The sequence below is a fragment of the Streptomyces sp. NPDC048473 genome, from assembly GCF_043200155.1.
Lineage (GTDB): Bacteria > Actinomycetota > Actinomycetes > Streptomycetales > Streptomycetaceae > Streptomyces.
Genome location: NZ_JBICXE010000017.1, coordinates 1 through 24386 on the forward strand (window position 1 = coordinate 1; position 24386 = coordinate 24386).

Here is a 24386-nt window from a genome sequence, read left to right on the forward strand (position 1 = left end):
ACAGCCCGCAGTTCATCCCGGTGCTGAAGAAGATACGGGTCCGGGGACCCGTCGGCCGTCCTCGCACCCGGCCGGACGCGGTCGCCGGGGACAAGGCCTACTCGTCCCGCGGTAACCGCGCCCACCTGCGGAAACGTGGCATCAAGGCAGTCATCCCGGAGAAGAGAGACCAGGCGGCCAACCGGGCGAACAAGGGCTCCAGGGGCGGTCGGCCCGTCAGCCACGACGCCGACCTCTACAAGGAGCGGAACACCGTCGAGCGTCTGATCAACAAACTGAAGGCCTGGCGAGGCATCGCCACCCGGTACGACAAGACCCCGGAGAGCTACCTCGCCGGGCTCCACCTCCGCGCCTCGATGATCTGGATCAAAGACCTCACCCAGGCAACCTCTTGATCACAACCCGATACGCGCCCTAGTGGCGATCCGGCCGGCGTAGCGCTGCGTCCAGGTGGTGTCGGTGACGACCACGTCGTAGTAGCCCTCCTGGGTGGGCCACATGACGACCTTCGTCTTGCCGTGGGCCACCGTGACCTTCTGGGTACGGCCGAGGTAGTCGTTAGCGGTGAGCGTGTAATCCACCGGCTTGGTGCCGTCGTTGTGCAACGTGAGCTTCACCTGAGCCTCGTGCTTGGTGCCCTCGCCCTTCAGCAGGTCGACCTCCACGCGCGGGAAGCCACTGTCCCTCTCTCCAGCGGGCGCGACCTGGCCGGCGAAGGAGCGCACAAAGCCGTCGTTGGAGTAGATCGAGAACGCGTACTTGCCGTCGGTGGCCTTGGCGTCCCAGGTGTACTCCCGCGGCTTGCGCGCAGTGACGGTGAACGGCGTGCTGGAGAACGCCTGGTACTTGTCGGGGAAGACCTGGAAGCTCAAGGCCTTGTCCTTCGGGCCGCCGGTCAGGGTCATCCTGGCGGTGACCGTCCCCGACGCACGGTCCTCCGAGATCGTCGCGTGGGGATGGAAGCTCAGCGGGCGCGGCTTCATGTGGTCGGCGGCGATCGACACCGACTGCTCGGCGAGGGGATCCGGGAAGGTAGCCGGCCCCGGTTGCGGGTGGGCGAAGTCGAGCGCGCTGGTCAGGTCGCCCGCGATCGAGCGCCGCCAATCGCTGATGTTGGGGCAGCGGAACGGCTTGCCGAGGTGGGCCGCCCAGGTCTCGAGGAACCTGATCGTCGAGGTGTGGTCGAAGACTTCCGAGGCGACGTACCCGCCGCGGGTCCACGGCGAGACCAGCAGCATCGGCACCCGCGGACCGAAGCCGAGCGGGTAGTCGCCGACGTACTCGCGGGCCGTGCCCGGCTCAGGCCACGGCGGCAGCACGTGGTCGAACTTCCCGTCGTTCTCGTCGTAGTTAAGGATGAAGAGGGTGTGGTTCCAGATATCGGGGTTGCTCTGCAGGCTGTCGAGCACCTTCTTGACGTAGCGCTCGCCGTGCAGGGTGTCCGCGCTCGGGTGCTCGGACCAGCCGTACGGCGCCACGATCCAGGAGACCGCCGGCAGCGGGTGTTCCGCGCCCGGCTGGCAGGCGTCATGGAAGTTCTTGAGGACCGCGTCGAGGTTCTCGTCGGAGTCGTCGTTCGGCGAGGTCATGCCGGAGTAGTACGTGGCGTTGCCGCGCCAGATCAGCCCGGTGCCGGGCCGCAGCTTGGGGTCGTCGGCGCTGAGCCCTTCCGGGTCGAACCCCTTGAAGTACTTCAGCTCGTTGTCGCCGTAGTCGCCGACCCAGGTGCTGATGTAACCCTGTCGCCCGTTGCCGCTGTTGTCGGAGTAGAGCCGCCAGTCGATGCCGGCCTGCTGGAGCTGCTCGGCCACCGTGATCCAGGGACGGGAGTAGTTGGACTCATCGGTGTTGCCCGTCTCGCTGTTTGCGGTACCGCTCCACAGGTATTTTCGGTTGGGGTCGGTCGGCCCGAACTCAGAGCAGAAGTTCTGGTCGGCGATGGTGTACTGGGCGGCGACCGAGTGGTAGAAGCGCATGTAGGCGTCGCTGTGGTAGTTCATGCAGTTGGCGCCGTTGTGCTGCACCCACAGATCCCACTTGCGATGGTCGACGTCGCCCCAGGCTCCGTGGTCGTTGCCCCAGGCACCGTCGTCGACCTGCGGGGTGACGATGGTGCCGTTTCTGTCCTTCTGATGGAAGACGGTGGTGCCGTCCTGGAACCGCAGCGCCTGCTTGTCATTGAAGCCGCGTACGCCGGGGAACGTGCCGAAGTAGTGGTCGAGGGACCGGTTCTCCTGCATCAGGATCACGACATGCTTCAGGTCGGACATGTTGCCCTTGAAGCCCTTCGGCAAGACGTGCCGTGGCTTCGGAGCAGCGTACGCGCCGCCCGTCCCGGCGGTCCCGCCGAGCGCCAGCGTCCCGGCGGCGACCCCCGTGCCCTGGAGGAACCGACGGCGGGTGGTGCCGGTCGTCGTCTCGGGGCTGTCGCCGAGCTCGGACTCGGGGGTCGGGGTTATCGGATCGGGGGCCATGGAAGCTCCTCGCCTGGGCAGGGATAGTCGGAAATGGGTGCTGCAACCCGTTCATCGAAGCGCGTGGACACCAACTTTGTGTGAACACCGGCCGAGCGATGCAGGACATCGACTGCGAAGTTGTCAACTTCTTTGTGTATGTGATGGTGTTCGTCCTTTATGGCAGCCGTACGCAGTGATCTTCATGACGTTGTTTGGCAGGGTCGGCTGCTGAGATGAGGACAGGCGCGGATCCTTGCGGGAGTGGGTGGAACTCGCCGTCGATGGATCGCCACCGTCATGGTCCCCGCCGGGCTACCGGGTAGGGAGCCCGAAGGCCGGGTGGTGGAGGGCCCGTCCCGCTGCCGGCGTCCAAGGGGTCGTTCGGGGTGCGGGCTGAGTGCTTGCTCCGTGGCGTCTTCCTCCCGTACTGGCTTCGGTTTCCTGGGGGTTGCCGAATCAGGCGTGAGTGTTCATGACGGCGGGTGTGGTGACGGCTGTTCCGGCTGCGGCCTTGCCCGGCCGATGAGGCCTCGCTCGCCGCCGCCTACGCGTCGGCCGCCAGAACCAGTGCTGCGTCAGGTGATTCCGAGGGAACGGATGACGCGGGCGAGGACGCGGCACTGCAGCAGGCCGCCCGGACCGGCAAGAACGTCGAGGTGACGTCGGAGCGCACTGAGTCGAGTGCTGGCATGTCGTGGCCGACGAGCGGGGCCACGCGTACGAGCGCGACCTGGTCCGACTCCTCGGCGGGCGGCTCTGTGCGGCGAACGTCGTATGGGCAGATCCGGTGCTGGACGCCGCGCCGCTCGCCGTACTGGCCCCGGGTGCCGGGGAACCGGACACCTGGCAAGTGCCGGACGGCATGGTGCCGGCCCGGTTCGGGCGTCCCCATCGGCCAGGACGTCCGGGTGGCCTGCCAGGCGGCCGGATTTCCGGACAGCCTCACACCGACCGGCACCGACCGGCACCGATCGGGAGATCGGCCAGGCCGACGGGTACACCAATCCGATGGGGGGGTCGCGCACGAATCAGTACCTGATCACCGCGGGACACCACCCCGACCACGGCCGGCCGGCTCCGCTGCCGTGCCCCTGGGCACTGGCCCGTGCCGAGCATGGTGATGCCGTCGGCGCGGCTACTCGAACCGCGTGGTGTCGCCGGCTCCTCGGCGTACGATCTCGAGCTCACCGCCGGAGAAGTCGATGACCGTGGTCGGCTCGGTGCCGCAGTCGCCCGAGTCGACGACGGCGTCCACCACATGGTCGAGCCTCTCCTTGATCTCCCAGCCCTGTGTCAGCGGCTCGTCCTCGTCGGGCAGGAGCAAGGTGCTGGACAGCAGCGGCTCACCGAGGTCGGCGAGCAGAGCCTGAGCGACGACATGGTCGGGAATCCGTACTCCGACCGTCTTCTTCTTCGGGTGCAGCAGCTGACGCGGCACCTCCTTCGTCGCCGGGAGGATGAAGGTGTAACTGCCGGGCGTCGCTGCCTTGATCGCGCGGAACACATCGTTGTCGATGTGCACGAACTGACCCAGCTGCGCGAAGTTCTGGCACACAAGGGTGAAGTGGTGACGGTCGTCGAGGTTCCGGATCGACCGGATCCGGCTGATGCCGTCACGACTGCCCAGCTGACATCCCAGTGCGTAACAGGAGTCCGTCGGGTACGCGACGAGCGCACCGGACCGGATGCTGTCTGCCACGGTGCGGATGGTGCGCGCTTGAGGATTCTCGGGGTGTACGTCGAAATACTTCGCCATCCGCCGAGTCTAGGTGATCGGGACATTACGCTCAGAACAGCGGGGCCCGGTCCGGTCGGTGCGTCGGGTTCCGGCGCCGTCGGTTCCTGACGGCGCCGGAGCTCACTCCTTGACCGCTCCCGCGTTGGCTCCGCTCACGAAGTAGCGCTGGAAGCAGAAGAACAGCGCGGCCACCGGGATGGTGGAGAGCAGGGCCGCCGCCAGCTTCAGCGGATACTGCGTTCCGCCGCCGAGTCCGCCCGAGACAAAGCGGGCCAGGCCCGTGGTGAGCGTCTCGTACTGCCCGGACTGCGTGCTGACGAGGAAGTGCGTGAACTCGTTCCACGACCCCTGGAACGACAGGATCGTCAGGGTGATCAACGCCGGTCTGGCCATTGGCAGGACGACGGACCAGAAGATCCGGAACACACCCGCCCCGTCGACCCGTGCGGCCTCCTCGACCTCGCGCGGCACCGATTCGAAGAACTGCTTCATGATGAAGATGCCCGCAGCATCCACCAGCAACGGCAGGATCATGCCGGTGTACGTATCGAAGAGCCCGAAGGTGTTGAGCACCAGGAACTTCGGGATGAGCAGGGCCACTCCGGGCACCGCCATCACCGCGAGCACAAAGCCGAACAGCGCCGAGCGGCCCCAGAAGCGCAGCCGCGCCAGCGCGTATCCCGCCATGGAGTCGAACAGCACCCGGCCCAGGGTCACCACCACCGCCACCAGCGTCGAGTTGCCCAGCCAGCGCAGGAAGGGCACCCCGTCCGCGGCCTGGCTCAGCCCGAACAGCCGCTGGTAAGCCGCCGTGGTCGGAGTGGTGGGCAGCAGGGCCAGCGGATGGGCGGCGGCGTCCGGATCCGTCTTGAATCCGGTCACCAACTGGAGGACGAACGGCAGCAGATAGAGCAGCCCCAGCCCCAGCACCGCGGCGTACCCCACCAGCCGCCACGGCCGGGGGAAACGGCTCAGAACGGGGCGGCCCCGGTCGTGCGGGGCGCGACGGCGAGGGGAGGGCTGAGCCCGTTCGCGTACGGTCGTACCGGCGACGGTCATCGGTTCCTCCCGGTGCGTGCGCCGCGCTCCCGCAGCGCCCAGCGCTGGAACGCGGTCAGGACGAGGATCAGGGCGAGCAGGATGAACGCGATCGCCGAGCCCTGCCCGAAGTCCGCGTTGTCGAAGCCCGCGGAGTACGACAGGAAGGCGGGCGTGAGCGTCGTATTGCCCGGAGCGCCCTGGCCCATCACGTACACCTGGTCGAAGACCTGCCAGGTGGAGATCAGCCCCAGGGTCAGGACCAGGAACAGCACGGGACGCAGCGCGGGCAGTGTCACATGCCACAGCATCTGACGACGGCTGACCCCTTCCATGGCGGCCGACTCCTCCAGCTCCCGCGGGATGTTCTGGAGCGCCGCGAGGAAGATCAGCATGAACGTGCCCGAGGTGGTCCACACGGCGAGCAGGATGAGTGTGCACATCGCGACCGAGGGGCCCGAGAGCCACTCGAACCAAGACAGCCCCATGGTGGAGTGATCGGCCAGCAACCCGGTGGGCCGTTCGGGATCGACGATTCCCAGACCGCCCAGGACCAGGGAGAGGACCCCGCGCGGGTCCGCGAACCAGTTCGGTCCCTTGACCCCGATCCAGGACAGCATGGAGTTGACGGCTCCACTGCCCTGGAAGAGAAAGAGGAAGACCGTCGAGACGGCGATGGAGCTGGTGACCGACGGGAAGAAGAACGTCGTACGGAGGGCGCCACGCCCCCGCAGCAGTTTCTGGTTGACGACCAGGGCCAGACCCAGTGCCAGCACGGTCTGCAGAGGGACGGTCAGCAGCACGTAATAGGCGTTGTTGCGCAGGGCGGTCGCGAAGAGCGTGCGGTCGAGCCCGTCCTGCGTGAGCAGCGACCGGTAGTTGTCCAGGCCGACGAAATCGGCCTGGCCGGAGAACGGGTTGGACTGTCCGTCCCAGTGCAGCAGGCTCACCCACAGGGCCATCAGGATGGGAAGCACCATGAACAGGCCGAGGACGAGCACCATGGGGCTGACGAACAGCCAGCCCCAGGTGCCCTCCCCGCGAAGGCCCGCGCGCCGGGCGCGAGCCTTCGCGGTCGTGCCGGCGTTGCCGGGGGCGCGGTCAGGTGCGCCCGGCGAGCCGGTCGTGCGGGGGACAGCGCTCGCGCGCATCGTGCGGATGGGCATGGGGCTCAGTTGCCCTTCGCGATCGCCTGTTCGCCGTTGCGCTGAAGGTCGGCGAGGATCTTCTTCGGATCGGCGGTGCGCAGCGACTGCAGATCGGTGTTGAACTGGCTCAGGACCTTGTCGAAGCCGGCGATCGTCACCGGGCCCTGTGCGTAGGCGTTGCCGTCCACCCATGCCTTGGCGGCCGGCTGCTTCTCGGCGTACGTCCTGAGCGCGCTCGTCCGCGACGGCATGACACCGAACGCGTCGGCGAAGTCGAGCTGCTGCTGCGCGGAGGTCAGGTACTTCACGAGGTCGACTCCCGCGTCGCGGTGCGCGCTGTCGGCGGCCACGCCCCAGCAGTTGCTGAAGGCCAGAGTCCCCTTGCCGGCCGGCCCCTCGGGCAGCGGCGCGACGGTGTACTTCACGTTGGGGTAGTCGAGCTTCATGCCGCCTTCGAGCCAGTTGCCCTCGATCGTCATGGCGGCCTTGCCCTTGCCGAGCGCCTCACCGCCCCAGCTGGTGTCCACCTGCTTGGCGAACTTCATCGAGCCCGACTTGAGCAGGGACTGGACGAAGTCGAGCCCCTTGGCGTTCTCCGGGGCGTCGGCGGTCATCTTCTTCTGGTCCGGGTCGGTGAGCCAGCCGCCCGCCTGCTTCATGAAGACTCCGAGCCGCTGGTACTCGTCGCTGGTGACCAGACCGGTGACGCCCTTGCCGGTGAGTTTGTCCGCGACGGTCTTCAGCTCCGCCCAGCTCTTCGGATAGTCCTTCTCCGTCAGCCCGGCCTTCTTCCACAGGTCGGTATTGATGGCGAGTGCGAGGGTCGAGGTGTCCTTCGGCAGGCAGACCAGCTTCCCGTCGTACGAGAACGAGGTGCGCAACTGCTCGGAGAAGTCGTCGGCGTCGGATATCCGGTCCCCGTACGGGTACAGCGAGCCGCCCTTCGCGTAGTTCGCGAACTGGTCGGAGTTGACGTAGAAGACGTCCGGCGGCTTGTGCCCGGCGAAGGACTGGGCAAGCTGCTGGTTCATGTCCTTGGCGACCTCGACCGAGACCGAGTTGCCCGACTTCTTCGCGTACGCGGCGGCGGCCTTCTTGACCGCCTCGGTCTCGGCGTCCCCCGAGGTGGCGATCAGTACCGTCAATTTCTGCTTGCCGGCCTTGTCCTGCTCCGGCTCCTTGTCGCTGCCGAAGCTGGATGAGCAGCCGGTTGCGGCCAGTAGCGCCGCGCAGGTGGCGAAGGCGGCGACGGCCGTACGGGTTCCCATGAATTCCTCCAGGGGGATAGGGCTTGCGGCTCAGCTGCCCGGAACAGGGCGCGCTGTGTATCGGTGGCCCGCAGACGGGCGCGTGGTGGTTCAGTCGCCCGACACGGATGTGCTGTCACGCACGACGAGGGACGGTTCGAGCAGGACGCGTTCGGGCGGAGCGCCGAGTTCCGACATCCGGGCCAGCAGCAGGCGGACGCATTCGCGGCCGACGGCCTCCAGCGGCTGGGCGACGGTGGACAGTCCGGGGGAGAGCAGCGCGGCCGTGGGGGAGTCGTCGAAGCCGATGACCGCCACATCCGTGCCCGGCACGGCTCGTCGTTCTCGCAGGGCGTGATAGCAGCCGAGCGCGAGCATGTCGCTGGCGGCGATCACGGCCGTCGCGCCCGCGTCGAGCAGCGGTCCGACGGCGGCCTTCGCAGAGGCGATGTCATCGACGCTCCGTGCCCGTCTGTTGCGTATCGAAAGGTGGTGCCGCCGCATGGCGCGCTGCCAGCCCATGGCGCGGTCGTCGCCGACCCCGGAGCCACGCGGCCAGCCGAGGAACGCGATCCTGCGATGCCCCAGACCCACCAGATGCTCGACCGCGGCGTCCGTGCCCGAGGCGCCGTCGACATCCACCCAGTCCCCGATCTGCCGGCCGGACCACATCCGGCCGAAGCCCACGAACGGCACACCGCGCTTCTCCAGCCAGGCCTGGCGCTGGTCGCCCCGGTCGGTGCCGCTCAGCACGAAACCGTCCACGCTGTGCAGGTCGAGGAGCTCCTCGTACCCGTCGAGGCCGGCGCTGCCAGGAGGTGAGGCGAAGAGCAGGATCCGGTAACCGGCCTCGTCGGCGGTCTGGGACAGGGCGTGCAGAAACCGGTCCATGACCGGGGCCGAGGTGCCGGGGGCGGTGGGACGAATGCCGTAGCCGATGAGCTTGCTGGAGCGGGTGCGCAGGGTCTGAGCCGCCCGGTGCGGGCGATAGCCCAGCTCGTCGATGGTGCGACGGACCCGCTCCAGGGTCTCCGGACGCAGCAGTTCGGGGGAGTTGAGCGCGTTCGACACCGTCTGCGGAGACACTCCGGCCCGCCGCGCGACCGTGGCCAGGGTGACTGAACCGGCCTTGGACGCGGGGGTGTTGGGGGAGCGGGGCATGAGTGTCTCCGAAACCGGTCGTACGAATGGGCGAGTTCATTGGAGCGTTCCAAAACCGTTGTCAACGCACTGAAGTCGTCGTTAGGGTTCTTGGAACGCTCCAATGCCTGAGAGGTTCTGCTCTGTTGGACACAACTGTCAAGACCCACGACATGACGAACTCCGATACGGGGGTCGGCCCGTCGGCCGAAGGCCTCCAGCCGTTCCTGCATGACGCCTGTGTGACGCTGTACGCCCCGAGCTTCGCGATCTCGCAGGCGGACGGACAGATCGACGGCGCCGCAGACGGCTTCTACCACGGCGACAGCAGAGCACTTGCCCGGCTGACCGTCGCGGCGGACGGAATCGCGATCGCACCGGTGCGGGGAGCCCTTGAGGGAGCGGACCGGGCAGCCTTCCGCGGTGTGCTGCGCGGCCTGGGCGAGGAGACACCGGACCCGGCAGTCACCTTGCACCGACGCCGCCGCATCACCCCGGGGCGCCTGGAGGAGACCCTCGAAGTCGGCAACGCGGGACGGCAGCATGTCCGGGTCCGACTGATCGTCACCGCCGGGACGGACCTCGCCCCGATCGAGCGCGTCAAGTCCGGTCACGCCCAGAGCCCGGTCACCGCCGCCGCCACCGAGGGCGGACTCGACTGGTCCCGGGACACCTTCGCCGTACGCCTCACCAGCTCCCCGGTGCCCGCCGCCCTCGACCCGGCTGCCGGACGGCTGGAGTACGACATCGCACTCGCGCCCGGCTCGTCATGGACCGCCGTACTGCACTGCGACGCGGCGCATGAGGACGGCGACCAGTTCCCCGCACCCCCTGCCGACAGCCTGCCCTGGCGCACGCCGGTCCTGCGCAGCGCCGACCGGCGCTTCGACCACTGGCTGAGCCAGTCGGCCGCCGACCTCGACCGGCTGCGGCTGACCGACCCGGAGAAGCCCGCCGACCAGTTCCTGGCCGCCGGAGCCCCGTGGTTCCTCACCCTCTTCGGCCGGGACTCCCTGTGGGCGGCCCGCATGCTGCTGCCCCTGGGCACCGAACTCGCCGCAGGTACGCTGCGCACACTTGCCCGCCGGCAGGGCACGAAGTCCGACCAGGACACCGAGGAACAGCCCGGCAAGATCCTGCACGAAGTGCGCCGCGCCACCCAGAACTTCAACGAGAACTTCGCCCTGCCGCCCTGCTACTACGGCACGGTCGACGCCACCCCCCTCTGGATCACCCTGCTGCACGACTCCTGGCGCTGGGGCCTCGCGCCCGAGCAGGTCGAACAGCTCCTGCCGCACGCGGAGTCCGCCCTCGCCTGGATGCGCGACCACGGCGACGCGGACGGGGACGGTTTCCTGAAGTACATCGACCACACCGGCCGGGGTCTGGCCAACCAGGGCTGGAAGGACTCCGGCGACTCCATCCGGTATCGCGACGGACGCTTCGCCGCCTCCCCGATCGCGCTCTGCGAGGTCCAGGCGTACGCGTACGAGGCGGCCCGCGGCGGCGCTGACCTGCTGCGCGCTTTCGGCCGCCCCGGCGCCGACCGGTGGGAGGAGTGGGCCGAGCGGCTGAGGGACCGCTTCCGCAGCCACTTCTGGGTGGAGGACGAGCGGGGACCGTACCCGGCCGTGGCGCTCGACCGGGACAAGAAGCCGGTGGACTCGGTCACCTCGGGCTTCGGCCACCTGCTGGGCACGGGCCTGCTCAACCATGAGGAGAGCGCGCTGCTGGCCGCCAGGCTCAGCGCGCCCGACCTCGACTCGGGTCATGGTCTGCGAACGCTGAGCAGCGACTCCGTCGCCTACAACCCATACGGCTATCACATCGGTTCCATCTGGCCCCACGACACCGCGATCGCGGTGCACGGCCTGGTCAGGGCGGGGTTCCCGGAAGCGGCCGCGTCCCTGTCCGAGGGGCTGCTGACCGCATCGGCGGCCTTCGACGCGCGGCTTCCCGAACTGTTCGCCGGTCATGGAGCGGCGACCGACGCCCGGCCCTCGCCCTATCCGGCGTCCTGCCGCCCGCAGGCCTGGGCGGCGGCCTCGTCCGTCATGATCCTCCAGTCGGTGCTGGGGCTCTCTGCCGATGTCCCCGGCGGAACGCTCACGGTCGCGCCCGGGTTCGCGGAGGCGTACCGGCCGCTGAAGGTCGAGGGGCTCGACATTGCGGGCGGGCGGCTGGACATCTCCGTCGACGCCGACGGCACGGCGCACATCGAGGGGCCGAAGGGCCTGGTGGTGAGGAGGCAGCACACGACGCCCCGTTGACGCGGAGCGGCTGTGGTGTCCGATCCGAGGCAGGACCCAGTGGGCCGGGGCGAGGCCCTGCCTCGGATCAGGCGGCCGACGCCGATCTCCAGAAGGCGGCAGCGATCGCGGTACGACGGAACCGCATGGGCAGTTCGGCTTCCGGCCTGTGCCCGGGGCAGGTCGGCCGGAAGTTCCGGGGATCTCTGTCCCGCCTCCGCCTTTGTGCTTCCTTCAGTCCTTCGTCTGTGTGGACTCGTGTGCCCGGCGCAGGGCCTGATGGACTGACCAGACGACGGACACGAGCGGCACCGCCACCACCGCGCCCAGCACCCCCGCCGCGATGGCGCCGCCGATCACCGCGAGTGCGACCACCACCGGGTGCAGGCGGACGGCCCAGCTCATCACGATCGGGTGCAGAAGGTGGCCCTCGATCTGGCCGATGACCACGATCAGCGCGATGACGACGGCCGCCACGATCGGGCCCTTCGCCGCCAGAGCGACCACGGCGGCGACTGCGAGGGCGATCGGTGAGCCGATCAACGGAATGAAGGCGGCGAAGAACTCCAGCAGCGCCAGGGGAAGCGCCAGCGGCACTCCGAGTGCGAACAGGGCCAGTCCGACGAGTACTGCGTTGGTCGCCGCCACCAGGACGATGCCGTGTGTGTACCCGGTGAACGTCCGCCACGCCGCACGGCCCGCGATCGTCACCCGGGCCCGGGCCGTCTCCGGAAGCTGGTCGCAGAACCAGTCCCACTGCCGGTCGCCCGAGTGAATGAAGAAGACCGAGCAGAACAATGCGAGAACGAACACCGTCACCACCTCCACCAGGCGGCCCACGCCACTGAGGGCCGTGCTGATGAGGGCGGAGCGATGGCTGGACAGGTACTGTCCGATCCGGGACTGGAGGTCGTCGAGCGCCTTGGGGTTCAGCCGGAACGGTGGCCCCTCCAGCCAGTGCTCGATCCTGGCCAGGCCGTCGCCGAACTCCCGCTCCAGCCCCGCGCGTTCTCCGGCGACTACCTCGCCGATGAGGGTCAGAACGCCGAGGACGAGGACGATACTGCCGAGAAGTGCCACGGCGACAGCGAGCGGCCGCGGCATCAGGCGGGCCAGGAGATCCGCCACCGGGCGCAACAACGCGGTGCCGACCAGACCGAGGAAGACGGCTACCGCTACCTCGTGGAACCGTCCCAGCGCTGAGAAGACGGCGTACACGACGGCTCCCACGACGAGGACTCGCCAGGCGTAGGCAGCGGCCGTCCGCAGCGTGGGGTTCACCCGTGGCTCGTACCGCGGGCCGGGCGGCGTAGGTCGCGCGCCCGGGTTCCGGGCCGCAGGGCGGGTCATGCCGCGCTGCGCCTGGCGTGACGCGGTGCGGATTCGGTGCCGCCGTCCTTCGGACGGTACGCCGGGGTCCGTGTTGTCGGGCTGCGGATGCGATGGCCTGGGCATTCCCTGCTGGTACCAGCCAGGGCCGCGTCATTGCGGGCGCCCGCGGCGACATGCGCAGGAAGTCACCCTACGGGCGGAGCCGCCGGCCACTCGAAGCTCCGGGACGTGCCCGAGCGGAAGCGGCGCAGGGTGTGCCGGGCAACCCCCGGTCACTCGCGAGTGCGGCGGACGCACTCGGTGACGACGTCACGGAGGCTTCCGGTCCGCCCCAGCAGCTCTCGCTGGACGTATGCACCGTTCCCGGTTCTCAGCAGCGAGTTCAGTGCTTCCTCGGCTGCCGCCACGTCGCCGCTGTCCTCCAGCGCCCCGCGCACATGATCGAGCAGTGCGTGCGTCACGTCCACGGCGGAGGCCGGGCGCATGGTCAGCGGGTGAACCAACGGGCCCTCCAGGCCAGACCGGCCGGCTCGCCAGCCGGCCAGACGCAGAGCGCCCACCCCGTTCTGAGGCGCCGCACCGCCGGCCTGCCATTGGCGGGCCGATGTTTCCACCAGACCCCGGGCGAGTGCGGCGAGCAGTACCGTCGTAGTGGCGTCGAGACACACGTCCGCCACTCTGATCTCAACGGTCGGGTAGCGCTTCGAGAGGCGTGCGTCGAAGTAGATCATGCCCTCGTCGCGGAGCGCCCCGGTGTTGATCATGGTCCGTACGTACTCGTGATAGCGGTCCGCGGAGCCGAAGACCTCCACCGGTCCGGACGACGGCCAGCGTCCCCAGACCCGGCTGCGGTAGCTGCCGTACTGGCTGTCCTTGCCCTGCCAGAAGGGGGAGTTCGCGCTCAGGGCCAGTAGCACCGGAAGCCATATCCGGATACGGTCCAGCACGGCGACGCCCTCGTTGTCGGATTCCACCGAGACATGGACATGGCAGCCACATGTGAGTTGTTCCTGCGTGGTGAGCCCGAACTGCTCCTCCAGCCACTGATACCGCTCGCCCTTCCCGACCGTCGGACTGACGGGGAGCGGGGATGTTGCCAGAGCGGCGACGGCGGCCCCCAAATCTGCGGCGCGACCAGCGGCCTCGGCCCGCCGACGCCGAATCTCGGACCCGAGTTCGCTCATCTCGGTCTGCGGCTGAGTGGCGAACTCGAGCTGCTGACGGTGGAGCTCCGACTCGAAGGGGGAGTTGCCGTCCGCGTCGCGGGAGGCCACAGCCAGTACCGCCGCCGACAGTGCCCGTGGCTCCCCGCTCTCCGGGTTGACCAGAAGGAGTTCTTCCTCAACACCCACACTGCGCACGACGGCTACCCCTCTGGGGCCCGGCGCGCATCCGCGCAGGCCGCCGATGTCGTTGCGTAGCACTGCCTGCACTGCCTGTACTGCCTGCTCGTGGACGGCGTCGGTCTGGACGAGCTCGTCGCAGAAGCGCCTCGCGGCACACTGCTTGCAGGATCCCGCTCACGGGAGTCGTTTGCACCTGTGCCTTCCGTGCCGGCGAGATGACGCTGCCGGGCAGTTGTCTGCCGCGGCATACGGTGGCAGGCGGAAAACGAAGGTGCCTTCTCTCTCATCGTGCTCCACGTTCGCGCCTTGGGCCATTCGAGCGGTACCTCCGTAGCCGGAGACCACGCTCCTCGCGCGATCCGTATCACCCCGCGCACCCGTCAGGCGCATACTGGGAGAAGTGTGAGATTGGAGGTCGCCATGATCGTCCTTGGTGTCATTCTGCTGGTCATCGGCCTGGTGGCAGGCATTTCGATCCTGTGGACCATCGGTGTCGTGCTCGTCGTGATCGGCATCGTTCTCTGGATCCTGGGTGCCGTCGGGCATGCAGTGGGCGGGCGACGGCATTACTGGTAGAGCTGCCGAATTTGCCGTCGGCGCTCTCCTCGGCCACGCCCGCCGTCGAAGCGGACTGTGAGCAGGGCGGCATGGACCGACAACGATGAAGAGGTCGGTCGGCCGGCCCTCGATCCCGCAGGACCGCTGCCCAGGGACCGTGTTGCCGTCGGGAACGTGTGTCTCGGCAGATTCCACGGCCCGCCGGTGCCGTGCGACGCCCGGTACTTCCCTAAGTTCTCGACTTCGTTCGTTTCGAGCAGGGAGACTCGATTCGGGAACCGTCCCGCCTTGCGATCGCAGGCACCGGGCGCCGCTCGGCCGTCGCTTGGCCGCCCTTCGCGTGGCTTCGGCAGCTTGAAGGCAGGATCTAGCCAGGGTGCCGCAGACCGATGCGGTCGATCGCGCAAGTCCCCGGGACGGTGGTGCGCTTGGCGTGCTGCCCGACGTGGGTCAGACGGAGCTTGTTGCTTCCCGCACGCAGGGACACCTGGGTGAACTCCGGCTCGGCGTAGGCCATGACCGGGCTGTACAGGTCCAGCGGCTCTCCGACCGCGGTGCCGTTGACCGACAGCTGGTAGATGCCTCTGGAATCGTGCCGCTTCACCCGCAGCCTGAGGGTTCGCGGACCGGAGTCCGGAATCTGCAACTCGCAGGTCAGCGCGTCGCCGGGTGCAGCCGGTGTGAACAGCAGGCCGTGGCCGGCGCCGCACTGCGGTCTGGCAAGCCGAAGACGAAGGTCAAGCTGAACGACTCCGAGTTCGGCGTGATCGTCTCCCCCTATATGCCAACCGGATCGCCCGTCACGGTCGACGTCCCGGCGGACAAGCTGTCACTGAACACGAACTACGTGTTCCACACCTCGGCCTTCGACGGCAGCCTTTATGAAACGGCGTGGTCACCGTGGGCGCCGTTCCGTGTGGAGCTGCCCGTTGACCTGACGCTGCCGACGCCGGACTACGCCGCGCCGGATCCCAACATGTTCGACGTGCCGCCCAGCGCTTTGCAGACCAAGCCTCTCGGCGCGTCCGCCACCCTGGCCGCGAAGACTCCCAAGGCCACCGAGCAGTGCGGCCCCACCAATGAAGACGGCCGTCAGGTGTGCTTCGGCAAGCAGTTGACCAGGAAGGAGTCACCCAAGAAGGTCGCATCGAAGATGGCCGCCGCGGTGGAAGATGTCCCCTGGTGCAACACGGACTTCCCCAGCATCCTGGCCACCCGGCAGACCGAGTGTGACGTGCGATCTGTGCCCATCATGATCCGCACCGATGGGGTGCCGGACGCCATCGCCTACTTCATGTTCCTGCGGCTGATCGAACTCGACGGGGAGAACGGTTTCACCGAGCACCTGACGCTCGAGCCTGCGCAGCAGATCCCCTTGGACTTCGCCGAGATCGACCTGAACCTTGGCGATCACCTGTGTCAGGGGTCGTGCAAGCCGGTGCAGCCCGACGCGAGTGCGTGGAAGGGTAAGAACTGGTGGGTGCCCGATGAGATGCATTCTGCTTCGATCACGACGCCGTACCTGTGGGACGCGACGACGCCCAACAGCAGTACCTTTACAAGCCGGACGTAAAGATCGACGGGAGCATCCTGCCGTCAGACGGGAAAATCCGCCCGTTCATGACTGGCTACCAGTGGTCCAAGGACTACCCTGCCGGCATATCGGAGCTGGACCAGATCCGGTGTGACACCAAGGACACCAACAGCAAGACCGGCTGTGTCTTCGTCAACTCGGCCCCGACGTACGTCTTCAACGCCAAGCGGTTCCCACAGGCGACGGCCCACGCGTGGATGGTCCAGAAGTACACCCGGGCCACCCCGGTTCGATGACGGACCAAAAGCCCCTGTACTACATGGGCGACGAGGCGCAGAACAAGAGAAGCCGCGGCCGGATCTGTCCCACCGGATGGGTTGCAGACAACGGCGACCCGTCCGCCCTGGTCGGTGCCGCCGACATGCTGAACTGCGACGAGTTCGCATTCGCGTCGTCGTACAACAGCGGAGGCATGTCCACCGCCGAGGGCGGCATCAGTCCGGCGCTGCTGCCGGGCGGCACGACGCCTACCGGAGATGCGTGCATTGGTACCTATGCCAAGAAGCTGGGTACGGCGGTGCACCTGTTCAGCATCAACGGCACCGACCCGACGTTCAAGGAAGTCTGCGGCCGGTCGGCGATCTCCGGCATGCACAACCAGGAATCCATGGGCGGCCGGTTCACCAAGTTCCTCAAGGACATGAGGGTCATGGACAAGGATGCGTACTGGCTCGATACGCGCATGACCCCCGGCGCGACCTGCCTGCACGGCAGCATTGCCCCGGTCGTCTGCACTGAGCGCGCTCTGACCTGACCTGCAAACGCAAGGGGCGCACCGCATGCCGCGGTGCGCCCCTTGTTCTTGCTGGCCGCCAGGTCACATCACCATGGGTAGGACGGCCAGCGGCAGATCACCGGCTTCGACTGCGGCCTGGTCGATCACGAGTCCCGTGTAGTTCCCGGCCGCGGCGAACACCGCCCGCGGTAGCGCCTCGCTCTCCGCCTCATAGCGCGCGATTGCTTCCTCGTCACGGGCATCCGGCCGTGGCAGGAGCACCGCGCCCGCGGCCTGTAGCGCTTCGTCCAGCGCCGATCCGGATCCTGTGGTTTCCCCGAACTCGCCTTGCCGGTCGTTGCCGTCCCCCGGCGCGTGAATGATCCGGCTCGGCGGGCAGTGGGAGTTCATCGTCAGGCAGATGATCTCTTCGTCCGGGTAGGGGGCCATTCCCTCGACCTTCCTGAAGCCCGTGTACCAGGTCGACATGCCCCAGTCCTCCAGCACGTACACCCACTCTCCGTGCGTGCCGTACATCGCCCGGTTGGCATCGTCCAAGGCCGTGCCCCCGTTGGCGGTCAGCGTCCGCCAATCCTTGTACGGCGGCCCGTCCTCCAGTTGCGCAAGGTCAGCACCAAGAGCCATCAGGAACTCTTCAGTCCCGATACCGCGGGCCGCTGTCAGGGAGATGTGACCTCGCATCCCGGGCACGCCTCCCGCGTTCGTGCAGCTGTATGCGCCTATCCAGGCGATCCCCTCAGACACGTCAGTCACACTATCGGCCCAGCCCTCACGTGCAACGAGTGGCTATGACACTCTGCCGTCGAGCAGAGGGATCCACGTTCCACGCCTCGGGCAAATCGCTGCCGCAGAAAACGCAGACGAAGTCGTCCTCGCGCACGATGTTGTGCTCCTGGCAGCCAGGACAGCGCCGGAACACCACTTCATGGGTGAACCCGGAGGGACGCCCGAGCTCTATGCCATCCAGAGCACGGGCCACTGCCGACCAGGAGCTGACGTCCGGACAGTACCCGGTTGAGTGGTTGCTGACGTCGCCCACGGCCCATCGGCCTGCCTCGCGAGTGAAGCTGATCTCGCCGGCACTCAGGACCGTTTCTCCGCCGGCACAGGCCACATGTTCACTCGACAACGGCATCGTGACGGTGACCACCTGCTGGGCCGATGAGAACCTCTACTACCCGCTGCACGCGGTGCCCTACAGCCCCGGCCATCACTTCCCCAAGGGCAGGAGCGATCCCGGCTTCCGCACGAAACTGCAGATCGACGCAGAACTCGCCCGCACCACCAACACGGCCGGGGTGGCCTTCCGGGCCGTGGCCGCCGACTGCGCCTACGGCGACCAAAACAGCTTCCGCAGACAACTCAGCGAGGCGGGACTGCCGTTCGTCATGGCCCTCAAACCGAGCCACGGCACCTGGGCCTACGGCAAGGACGCCTACACCCCCGCCGACGCCGCCCGCGCCCTGACCTGGACGGACCCCGAGCATCCCGGCGACTGGACTGCCATCGAGCGAACCTTCCGCGACGGGCACACCGAGACCTGGTGGGCCGCCGACGCCCACCTCGGCTGGTGGGGCCCCGACGGAAACGTCCGCCTGGTCGTGACGACCGCAGACCCGGCCACCCTGCCCGCGAAGGCCACCTGGTACCTGGCCACCGACCTGCCCCGACCCGGCGGCCCCCGGGAGGCCGACAGTCCCGAACCCGCCGCTGAACTGCACGAAGTCGTCCAGATCTACGGCATCCGGCACTGGATCGAGCAGAACAACAAACAGGTCAAGGACGAACTCGTGCGGGCCGACCTCCAGGTCCGCTCCGACACCGCCATCCGCCGCCACCAGACGCTGGTCACCTGCGCGTTCTCGTTCTGCTGGGACGCCTGGTTCAGTCCGCCACCCGAGGCTTCGCCCGGCACAGCACCACCGGAGCCGCCCGAAGAACCGGGCCGGCCCGAGAGGGGGACCAACCAGACCCCACCAGCCCCACACGGCCAGCTGGCCCAAGGCAATACGCGCCGTCCGGGCCTGGCCCGACCCCTGGACCAGCCTCCAACGATGCTGGCGAGCCTGGACGAATGCACCCCCACCACCGGAACTCCAAGCCCTGATCCACGCCGTCGGCGCAGGCCACCCCCTTAACCTCTACTCCCCGGTTCAACAAACCACCGCTAGGCGAATTGCCCTGTGAGGGTGAGGCCCGAAGCGGCCATCGGGGGACTTCTCGTGGCCTTGTTCCTCACAGGTCCTGTACTCCGCAGGAGATCTTCGGTGCTGGGGTTCTGAGCCGTTCAACCGTGCATCCGGTCTGTTGACGTGGTGGACAGCACCCTCGGGCCTGTTCGCCGCACACGACCCGTAGCGCAATGTCCGAATAGCGCCAGATTTCTCGCTCAGTGGCAGTCAGCATTGATCGTCGGGGGCTTTCGGCGGCGACGTGGCTACGGCGCGCAGGCTGTGATGCCGCACGTACCCGAGTGGCCGAGGTTCCCGCCCGGCCCCGACCGCTGCGACGACAACACATCACTGAGGAACACACCATGAACCACTCCGCCGTCGCCCCGACGCTGTTCGGCGAAACATCCCGGACCGGTGACGCGCCGCGCGTTCCGTACGACAACGGCCTGCCCGCGCTGTGCGAGCTGGACTGGGCGGCGCTGTACGGGCAGTTGAACGAGCGCGGCGTGGCGCTCACCCCGCCCCTGCTCAGCCGCGAGCTGTGCGAGGAGCTCATCGGCACGCTCGACGAGGACGGGATGTTCCGCAGTACGGTGGTGATGCAGCGCTACAACTTCGGCCGCGGCACCTACAAGTACTACGCGAATCCACTGCCACCGCTGGTGCAGGCGCTGCGCGAGAGCCTCTACCCGCCGATGGCGTGGATGGCCAACCAATGGGCGCCGATGCTCGGTGAACGCACCTTCCCGGACACGCTTGCGGAACTCACCGAGGAGTGCGCGGCCAACGGCCAGAACCGCCCGACTCCGCTGATCCTCACCTACGGGGAGGGCGACTACGCCTGCCTGCATCAGGACATCTACGGCGACATCGTGTTCCCGCTGCAGATTGCGATCATGCTCAACCAGCCGGGCGAGGACTTCACAGGCGGCGAGAACGTCTTTGTCGAGCAGCGCCCCCGCTTCCAGTCGAAGGCCATCGTCGTCAAGCCGGAGCTGGGCCAAGGGATGATCTTCCCGGTCCGCCATCGGCCGGTGCACGGCAAGAACGGCTACCGCCGGCACCCCGTACGGCACGGCACCGGAGCCGTTGAGTCCGGGCGACGCAACACCTTGGGCCTCATTTTCCACAACGCCCGCTGATTCCCACCCGTCGGATTCCGGCACGCCGTGCGGGGCCACACAGTCCCGGCGGAAATGCTCCGTCCGAAAATCGCCGGACGAACCTCCGCAAAAGCCGCAGACTCGTTCATGGGTCGATGAAACCGCTTGGAAGGAATGCCCGATGACGCTCTACACGACTATGGACAGCCCGCTGGGTGAACTGCTGCTTGTCGGCGAGGAGTCTCCGACGGCGAACGGCGGCACAGCCCTTGCCTCGTTGTCGGTTCCCGAGCAGAGGGGCGGCGCGGCCGTCCGGGACGGCTGGGTCGAGGACGCGGACGCGCTCGCCGAGATCGTCGCTCAGCTGCGCTCGTACTTCGACGGCGGACGCACCCGATTCGACATTGAACACGTCGAGTGCGGCAGCGAGTTCCAGCAGCGGGTCTGGATGGCGATCGAGGCCGTCCCGTACGGCAGCACGACGACCTATGGCCGTATCGCCGACCGGATCTGCGCGCCGCGATCCGCGGCTCGCTCGGTCGGCACGGCCATCGGTGCGAACCCGCTGCTGATCGTCCGGCCCTGCCACCGGGTGATCGGTGCGGACGGCTCCCTGACCGGCTACGCAGGAGGTCTGGAGCGCAAGCAGCGGCTGCTGCTCCACGAAGGCGCCTCCGAGCGCGTCGCCCTGGCAGCCGCCTGACCGGTGTCGGCGCGCCCCCGTGTCACTCTCGCCGGGGCCGCGGCGACGCCCACGGCCCAGCCCTTCGCCAACCCCGTACCGAGGAACCAGACCCATGATCGACACAACACGCCCGGCCGGAGCCGTGAGCCACCTGGTCGACGCCACCGACTGGGCCGCGCTCACCGACGAGGTCGATGAACACGGCAGCGCGCTGACCGGGCAGCTGCTCACCCCCGCCCAGTGCCGCGAGCTCGCCGGTCTGTACGACGACACCGAACGCTTCCGCTCCACCATCGACATGGCCCGCTACCGATTCGGCTCCGGCCAGTACCGCTATTTCACCCATGATCTGCCCGAGGTGGTCCGGGAGTTGCGCGAGGCGTTCTACCCGCACCTGCTGCCGATCGCCCGTGCCTGGGCCGGCAAGCTGGGAAAGCCCGCCCCGTGGCCCGACGAACTGGAGGAGTGGCTCGGCATGTGTCACGAGGCCGGCCAGTCCAAGTCCGCCCAGATCATTCTGCGTTACGGTGCCGGAGACTGGAACGCCCTGCACCGCGACGTCTTCGGAGACATGCTCTTCCCGCTCCAGGTCGCTATCGGACTCGATGTGCCCGGCACCGACTACACCGGTGGCGAGTTCCTCATGACCGAGCAGCGCCCCCGCGCCCAGTCCCGGGGATCGGCCACCGGCCTTCTCCAGGGCCACGGGCTGGTGTTCACCACCCGCGACCGCCCGATTGCCTCCAAGCGCGGCTGGTCGACCGCGCCCATGCGGCACGGTGTCAGCACCGTCCGCTCCGGCCGGCGCCGCACCCTTGGCCTCGTCTTCCACGATGCCGAATGAGCGACCGCACCGATGCCCGCCGAGAAGCCGGTCAGCGCATCCGCACACTGCTCGGCCCGGACGGCGAGTCTTACCGCAGCACCACACCGGGCACACTCGGCGGACACCGACGGGGCCGGTTGTACGGACGGCTGGACTGCCCCTCCGCGCTGAGGGCGATGGCCCGCGGCCATTACGTGTCGCAGCGAGTGTTCTTCGCCGACGAGGCCACCGCCATCGAGGCCGGCTACCGGCCGTGTGCGGTGTGCCTGCCGGAGGCGTACGCCCGCTGGAAAGAGAACGGGAAAGAGAAGCAGGAGCAGAGCCCCGGGGACACCTCATGAGCCTGATCAAAGACGCCACGCGGAGCAGGTCACCCAAGCTCCGTAACCCTGTCGCCGACAGCCCGGCACCGGATGCGCACACGGAAGCGGAGCTGGCCGCTCTGATCGGCCTGCTGACCGCGCCCCGCTCGCGCATCCAGTCCGTTTCCGTCGGGCACGGGCGCGACGCCAACTCCCGTGCCGCCGCCCATGCGTTCATCCGCGCGTGGCAGGCCCTGCGCAAGGATGTGCTCGTCGTCGTCGACTGGCCCGAGGACGGCGCCTCGTGGCTGCGGCCTGCCCAGCGGCTGACCGCCCAGGCCCCGGACGCGTGGGTGCTGGCAGGCGCGCCGCTCGGAGTGGCGCAGTTCGCCCGGCGCCTGCGCCATTCCACCGACTGGGATCCGGCCCGCACCTTCGGTTTCGCCTCGCTCGGCACCCCGCGGCTCGTCGAACTCGCCGGCGCCGACACCGTCCACGGTCTGCGCGGCGCCTCCGCGGACGGTGGCACCTGGGACATGCGCCGCAGCTGGACCACCCACTACGAGCCCCCGAACGTGACGTCCGAATAGTGCGGGGGCATGCCCGGTTGCGATCTCGACATGTCGGTGCGGGTGGCGGTCGGTGCGGCGTCCGGCACCGGCGCGAGAGGGCTGGCGGCGTGGGCATCGGGGACCGTGCATGCTCGTACATACGCGGCCACCGCGGCCGTCACGCGGATCCTCCAGCCCCGGGGGCTGTCGCCTCGGACCTGCATCGGAGCGAGCCTTTCGCGTGACGGACGGCAGCTTCGGCCAGTCCTGTGATCAAGGGGTGCGGCCGGGTGCCGTCGCCAAACAGTTCGGGCTGGAAGAGGGTGGCCAGAAAGAACGGGTGCGACGGGAGCTCGGCGATACGGACCTCGCCCGCATCCTCGACGCCCGTGAAGCGCAGTCCGTGCGACCGCAGCAGGTCCAGGTGGCGGGGGTTGGGCCCGTAGTTGCAGTAGTAGCGCTCCACCGTGCGTTCGGCGCCCAGGAGCTGGGCGGCCCATGAGCCGTCGGCGAGCCTGATCGCACCCTCGTGACCGACCAGCGAGCAGGCCGGCGGGACCACCACCGCGTCTTCGGCGGCGGTCTGCGGCGTGTTCTCGGTGTGACCGGCACCGGCCAGGCCGCACACATTTCGGGCGTACTCGAGCAAGGCGTGCTGGAAGCCCCCGCAGGTACCCAGAAAAGGGATGCCCCCTCACGGGCGGTACGGATGGCCGCGACCGCGCCCGACTCACTGCGGTACGGGCTGCGGGCAGCATCCAGACCGCATCGAAGCCCTCGATCCCGTCCGCGGCCTCCTGTGTGGGGATCCAGTAGGCGTCCAGGTCGAGGACGTCGCGATTGCGCAGGGACTCCAGCAGAACGGGGACGCGGGTATGGGAGCGGACGGCCGGATCCCGGTCGCCGACCAGGGCGATACGTGCGGTGTGGTTCATGGACCCATCCTGGGACTCCTACGTCGGCCGGCTCGCGGCAGCGAACCGGATCTCCCACCTCGCACTCCACGAGCACATCAACAACCAGCACCGGATCCATCCCGCTCCGCTGCCGTTGCTCGACGCCATCAGCAACCTGTCGGGCCACCCCCGCGACCGGCTCCTGAAAGCCCTGCCCGATCTCCGGGCGCCTGGCCTCACCAGTAACCTGCCCCTGTCCTGCCAACTGCTCGATGACGGGTGGCAGGTTCGAACGGCCTGCACGCTCTGCCTGGCTGCCAAGGGAGTGTTCGCCCAAGCCCGGCACTGGGTCCCCAAAAGCACCCGGCTCTGTCTCCGCCACGGCCGCTGGCCCGACACCTACCACGCGCAGTTCGACCTCCGTCAGATACCCGAGATCATCCAGGCACAGCGCGACCACCACCGCCTGGTCCGCGAACACAGCTGGCAGACCGTCGTGATCGCCATGCGCCAGGCCACCGCCTGGTGCTGGTGGGGCAGCGGCCGACTTCACAAGCGGCGCGACCGCAGACTGAAACTCCTCATTCCTCCCGGCGGAGGCACCTACCGCGAGGACCCCCGGCTCATCGCCAGCAGTTATCCCGACATCGTCGCCCTCACCGGCCTCCCCCCAACTCCGCGGCCTGCCCTTCACCGGCAACGACCGGGAATTCCGCTTGTTCATCAGTGAAGTCCGTGCACGAGCCGCCCCCGGCTACCGCTACGAAGCCGCCGGCGTTGCCGACCCGCTCGTCCGCTGGATCGAGGAAGAGCGCTATTGCCGAACCCTCCCCAACCACCCATGGCCGATGCCCAACGAGCCCCGGACGCAGAACCCGGAGACACCGGAGCAACTCGTCCATCGGCTCAACGCGTTCCTCGCCCCGGATTCCGACGACCCGGGCCGTTGCGCCAGCTGCGGCAACCAGATGGAAGCCGCGAATCCGATGATGCGGTTCTGCTCACCCGCATGCAGGTCACGCAACTGGAGGCGGCACAACACGAGCGAACACTCCGTGAGGCGTCCACCCGCCTGGAAAAGAGAGAGTGCCCGGCCTGCGGCGTTACCCGGACGCCCGGCGACGACCGACGGCGCGATGCCCGCTACTGCTCACACCGATGCCGACAAGCGGCCTTCCGCCGACGCACAGCCGTCGAAGACAGCTGACTGGCTTCGTCCACGAGAACGGACAGCGCTTCGGGAGGCGTTCGGCCGTCTCCGCCTGGT

24 protein-coding genes and 2 pseudogenes are annotated in these 24386 nt (G+C 68.3%); 13 read left to right on the top strand and 13 right to left on the bottom strand.

Features of this window, described 5'->3' with window-relative positions; translation table 11 throughout:
• The coding region (locus ACGFU7_RS25215) for a transposase (protein WP_393698468.1) at window positions 1-395 on the top strand (395 nt) is incomplete at its 5' end.
• On the opposite strand, the gene ACGFU7_RS25220 is transcribed toward ACGFU7_RS25215, so the two are convergent.
• The 7 genes from ACGFU7_RS25220 to ACGFU7_RS25250 all read right to left on the bottom strand — a co-directional run bounded on the left by ACGFU7_RS25220 (window position 396) and on the right by ACGFU7_RS25250 (window position 8788).
• Window positions 396-2474 (bottom strand): alkaline phosphatase family protein, encoded by a 2079-nt coding sequence (locus tag ACGFU7_RS25220; RefSeq protein ID WP_393698470.1) that lies wholly within the window; start codon window positions 2472-2474, stop codon window positions 396-398.
• Between the two features lie 526 nt (window positions 2475-3000).
• Window positions 3001-3306, bottom strand: a complete 306-nt coding sequence (locus tag ACGFU7_RS25225) for a hypothetical protein (RefSeq protein ID WP_393698472.1) — start codon at window positions 3304-3306, stop codon at window positions 3001-3003.
• A gap of 285 nt (window positions 3307-3591) precedes the next feature.
• Window positions 3592-4212 carry an L-threonylcarbamoyladenylate synthase gene (locus ACGFU7_RS25230; RefSeq protein ID WP_393698473.1) on the bottom strand — a complete coding sequence of 207 codons (621 nt, stop codon included), beginning with the start codon at window positions 4210-4212 and terminating at the stop codon, window positions 3592-3594.
• Window positions 4213-4314: 102 nt separating this feature from the next.
• The gene (locus ACGFU7_RS25235) at window positions 4315-5253 is read right to left on the bottom strand and encodes a carbohydrate ABC transporter permease (protein ID WP_393698474.1); all 939 of its coding nucleotides are present in this window, start codon (window positions 5251-5253) and stop codon (window positions 4315-4317) included.
• Window positions 5250-6398 (bottom strand): carbohydrate ABC transporter permease, encoded by a 1149-nt coding sequence (locus ACGFU7_RS25240; RefSeq protein ID WP_393698476.1) that lies wholly within the window; start codon window positions 6396-6398, stop codon window positions 5250-5252. Before ACGFU7_RS25240 ends, ACGFU7_RS25235 begins: the two co-directional genes overlap by 4 nt.
• A 5-nt stretch (window positions 6399-6403) precedes the next feature.
• Window positions 6404-7648 (bottom strand): extracellular solute-binding protein, encoded by a 1245-nt coding sequence (locus tag ACGFU7_RS25245; protein WP_393698478.1) that lies wholly within the window; start codon window positions 7646-7648, stop codon window positions 6404-6406.
• Between the two features lie 90 nt (window positions 7649-7738).
• On the bottom strand, window positions 7739-8788 hold the full coding sequence (locus tag ACGFU7_RS25250; protein ID WP_393698479.1) for a LacI family DNA-binding transcriptional regulator: 1050 nt from the start codon (window positions 8786-8788) through the stop codon (window positions 7739-7741).
• A gap of 152 nt (window positions 8789-8940) precedes the next feature.
• Between ACGFU7_RS25250 and ACGFU7_RS25255 the strand changes: the two genes are divergently transcribed.
• Window positions 8941-11037 carry a glycogen debranching N-terminal domain-containing protein gene (locus ACGFU7_RS25255; protein WP_393698481.1) on the top strand — a complete coding sequence of 699 codons (2097 nt, stop codon included), beginning with the start codon at window positions 8941-8943 and terminating at the stop codon, window positions 11035-11037.
• Window positions 11038-11250: 213 nt separating this feature from the next.
• Here ACGFU7_RS25255 and ACGFU7_RS25260 read toward each other — a convergent pair whose 3' ends face one another.
• Together ACGFU7_RS25260 and ACGFU7_RS25265 are read right to left on the bottom strand one after the other, a co-directional pair.
• Window positions 11251-12297, bottom strand: a complete 1047-nt coding sequence (locus ACGFU7_RS25260) for an AI-2E family transporter (RefSeq protein WP_393698482.1) — start codon at window positions 12295-12297, stop codon at window positions 11251-11253.
• A 323-nt stretch (window positions 12298-12620) separates the two neighbouring features.
• Window positions 12621-13709: a glutamate--cysteine ligase gene (locus ACGFU7_RS25265; RefSeq protein ID WP_393698483.1), complete on the bottom strand. Its 1089-nt coding sequence runs from the start codon at window positions 13707-13709 to the stop codon at window positions 12621-12623.
• A gap of 405 nt (window positions 13710-14114) precedes the next feature.
• Between ACGFU7_RS25265 and ACGFU7_RS25270 the strand changes: the two genes are divergently transcribed.
• Entirely contained in the window at window positions 14115-14270 is a 156-nt protein-coding gene (locus ACGFU7_RS25270) for a DUF6131 family protein (RefSeq protein WP_328891360.1), read from the top strand.
• Window positions 14271-14619: 349 nt separating this feature from the next.
• Here the strand turns inward: ACGFU7_RS25270 and ACGFU7_RS25275 are convergent, their stop codons facing one another.
• A complete protein-coding gene (locus tag ACGFU7_RS25275) occupies window positions 14620-14856 on the bottom strand; it encodes a hypothetical protein (protein WP_393698485.1) in 237 nt (78 codons plus the stop codon).
• A gap of 90 nt (window positions 14857-14946) precedes the next feature.
• Here ACGFU7_RS25275 and ACGFU7_RS25280 point away from each other — a divergent pair, with 90 nt between their 5' ends.
• From ACGFU7_RS25280 to ACGFU7_RS25290, 3 genes are read left to right on the top strand one after another with little or no spacing between them, the layout of a single operon-like run.
• Window positions 14947-15825: a hypothetical protein gene (locus ACGFU7_RS25280; RefSeq protein ID WP_393698486.1), complete on the top strand. Its 879-nt coding sequence runs from the start codon at window positions 14947-14949 to the stop codon at window positions 15823-15825.
• A 47-nt stretch (window positions 15826-15872) separates the two neighbouring features.
• On the top strand, window positions 15873-16082 hold the full coding sequence (locus ACGFU7_RS25285; RefSeq protein WP_393698488.1) for a hypothetical protein: 210 nt from the start codon (window positions 15873-15875) through the stop codon (window positions 16080-16082).
• A 23-nt stretch (window positions 16083-16105) separates the two neighbouring features.
• Complete coding sequence (locus tag ACGFU7_RS25290) at window positions 16106-16600, top strand: hypothetical protein (protein WP_393698489.1); 495 nt, start codon at window positions 16106-16108, stop codon at window positions 16598-16600.
• Between the two features lie 63 nt (window positions 16601-16663).
• Here the strand turns inward: ACGFU7_RS25290 and ACGFU7_RS25295 are convergent, their stop codons facing one another.
• Complete coding sequence (locus ACGFU7_RS25295; protein WP_393698490.1) at window positions 16664-17206, bottom strand: hypothetical protein; 543 nt, start codon at window positions 17204-17206, stop codon at window positions 16664-16666.
• Between the two features lie 145 nt (window positions 17207-17351).
• Window positions 17352-17714 (bottom strand): annotated as a pseudogene (locus tag ACGFU7_RS25300) (hypothetical protein); the annotation flags it as partial.
• A gap of 4 nt (window positions 17715-17718) precedes the next feature.
• Here ACGFU7_RS25300 and ACGFU7_RS25305 point away from each other — a divergent pair.
• From ACGFU7_RS25305 to ACGFU7_RS25330, 6 genes are all read left to right on the top strand, one after another.
• Window positions 17719-18720: a transposase gene (locus tag ACGFU7_RS25305; protein ID WP_393698491.1), complete on the top strand. Its 1002-nt coding sequence runs from the start codon at window positions 17719-17721 to the stop codon at window positions 18718-18720.
• A gap of 398 nt (window positions 18721-19118) precedes the next feature.
• Window positions 19119-19898, top strand: coding sequence for a 2OG-Fe(II) oxygenase (locus tag ACGFU7_RS25310; protein WP_393698492.1), 780 nt, complete (start codon window positions 19119-19121; stop codon window positions 19896-19898).
• Window positions 19899-20040: 142 nt separating this feature from the next.
• Window positions 20041-20562: a methylated-DNA--[protein]-cysteine S-methyltransferase gene (locus tag ACGFU7_RS25315; RefSeq protein ID WP_393698494.1), complete on the top strand. Its 522-nt coding sequence runs from the start codon at window positions 20041-20043 to the stop codon at window positions 20560-20562.
• A gap of 94 nt (window positions 20563-20656) precedes the next feature.
• Window positions 20657-21388, top strand: a complete 732-nt coding sequence (locus ACGFU7_RS25320; protein WP_393698495.1) for a 2OG-Fe(II) oxygenase — start codon at window positions 20657-20659, stop codon at window positions 21386-21388.
• Window positions 21385-21711: an Ada metal-binding domain-containing protein gene (locus tag ACGFU7_RS25325; protein WP_393698496.1), complete on the top strand. Its 327-nt coding sequence runs from the start codon at window positions 21385-21387 to the stop codon at window positions 21709-21711. Before ACGFU7_RS25320 ends, ACGFU7_RS25325 begins: the two co-directional genes overlap by 4 nt.
• A complete protein-coding gene (locus ACGFU7_RS25330) occupies window positions 21708-22262 on the top strand; it encodes a hypothetical protein (protein WP_393698497.1) in 555 nt (184 codons plus the stop codon). Before ACGFU7_RS25325 ends, ACGFU7_RS25330 begins: the two co-directional genes overlap by 4 nt.
• Before the next feature lie 139 nt (window positions 22263-22401).
• On the opposite strand, the pseudogene ACGFU7_RS25335 reads toward ACGFU7_RS25330, so the two are convergent.
• Window positions 22402-23158: pseudogene (locus tag ACGFU7_RS25335) on the bottom strand (hypothetical protein).
• Here ACGFU7_RS25335 and ACGFU7_RS25340 point away from each other — a divergent pair.
• Window positions 23157-23849, top strand: coding sequence for a hypothetical protein (locus tag ACGFU7_RS25340; protein WP_393698499.1), 693 nt, complete (start codon window positions 23157-23159; stop codon window positions 23847-23849). The pseudogene ACGFU7_RS25335 and the gene ACGFU7_RS25340 sit on opposite strands and share 2 nt — an antisense overlap.
• The last annotated feature ends 537 nt before the right edge of the window (window positions 23850-24386 follow it).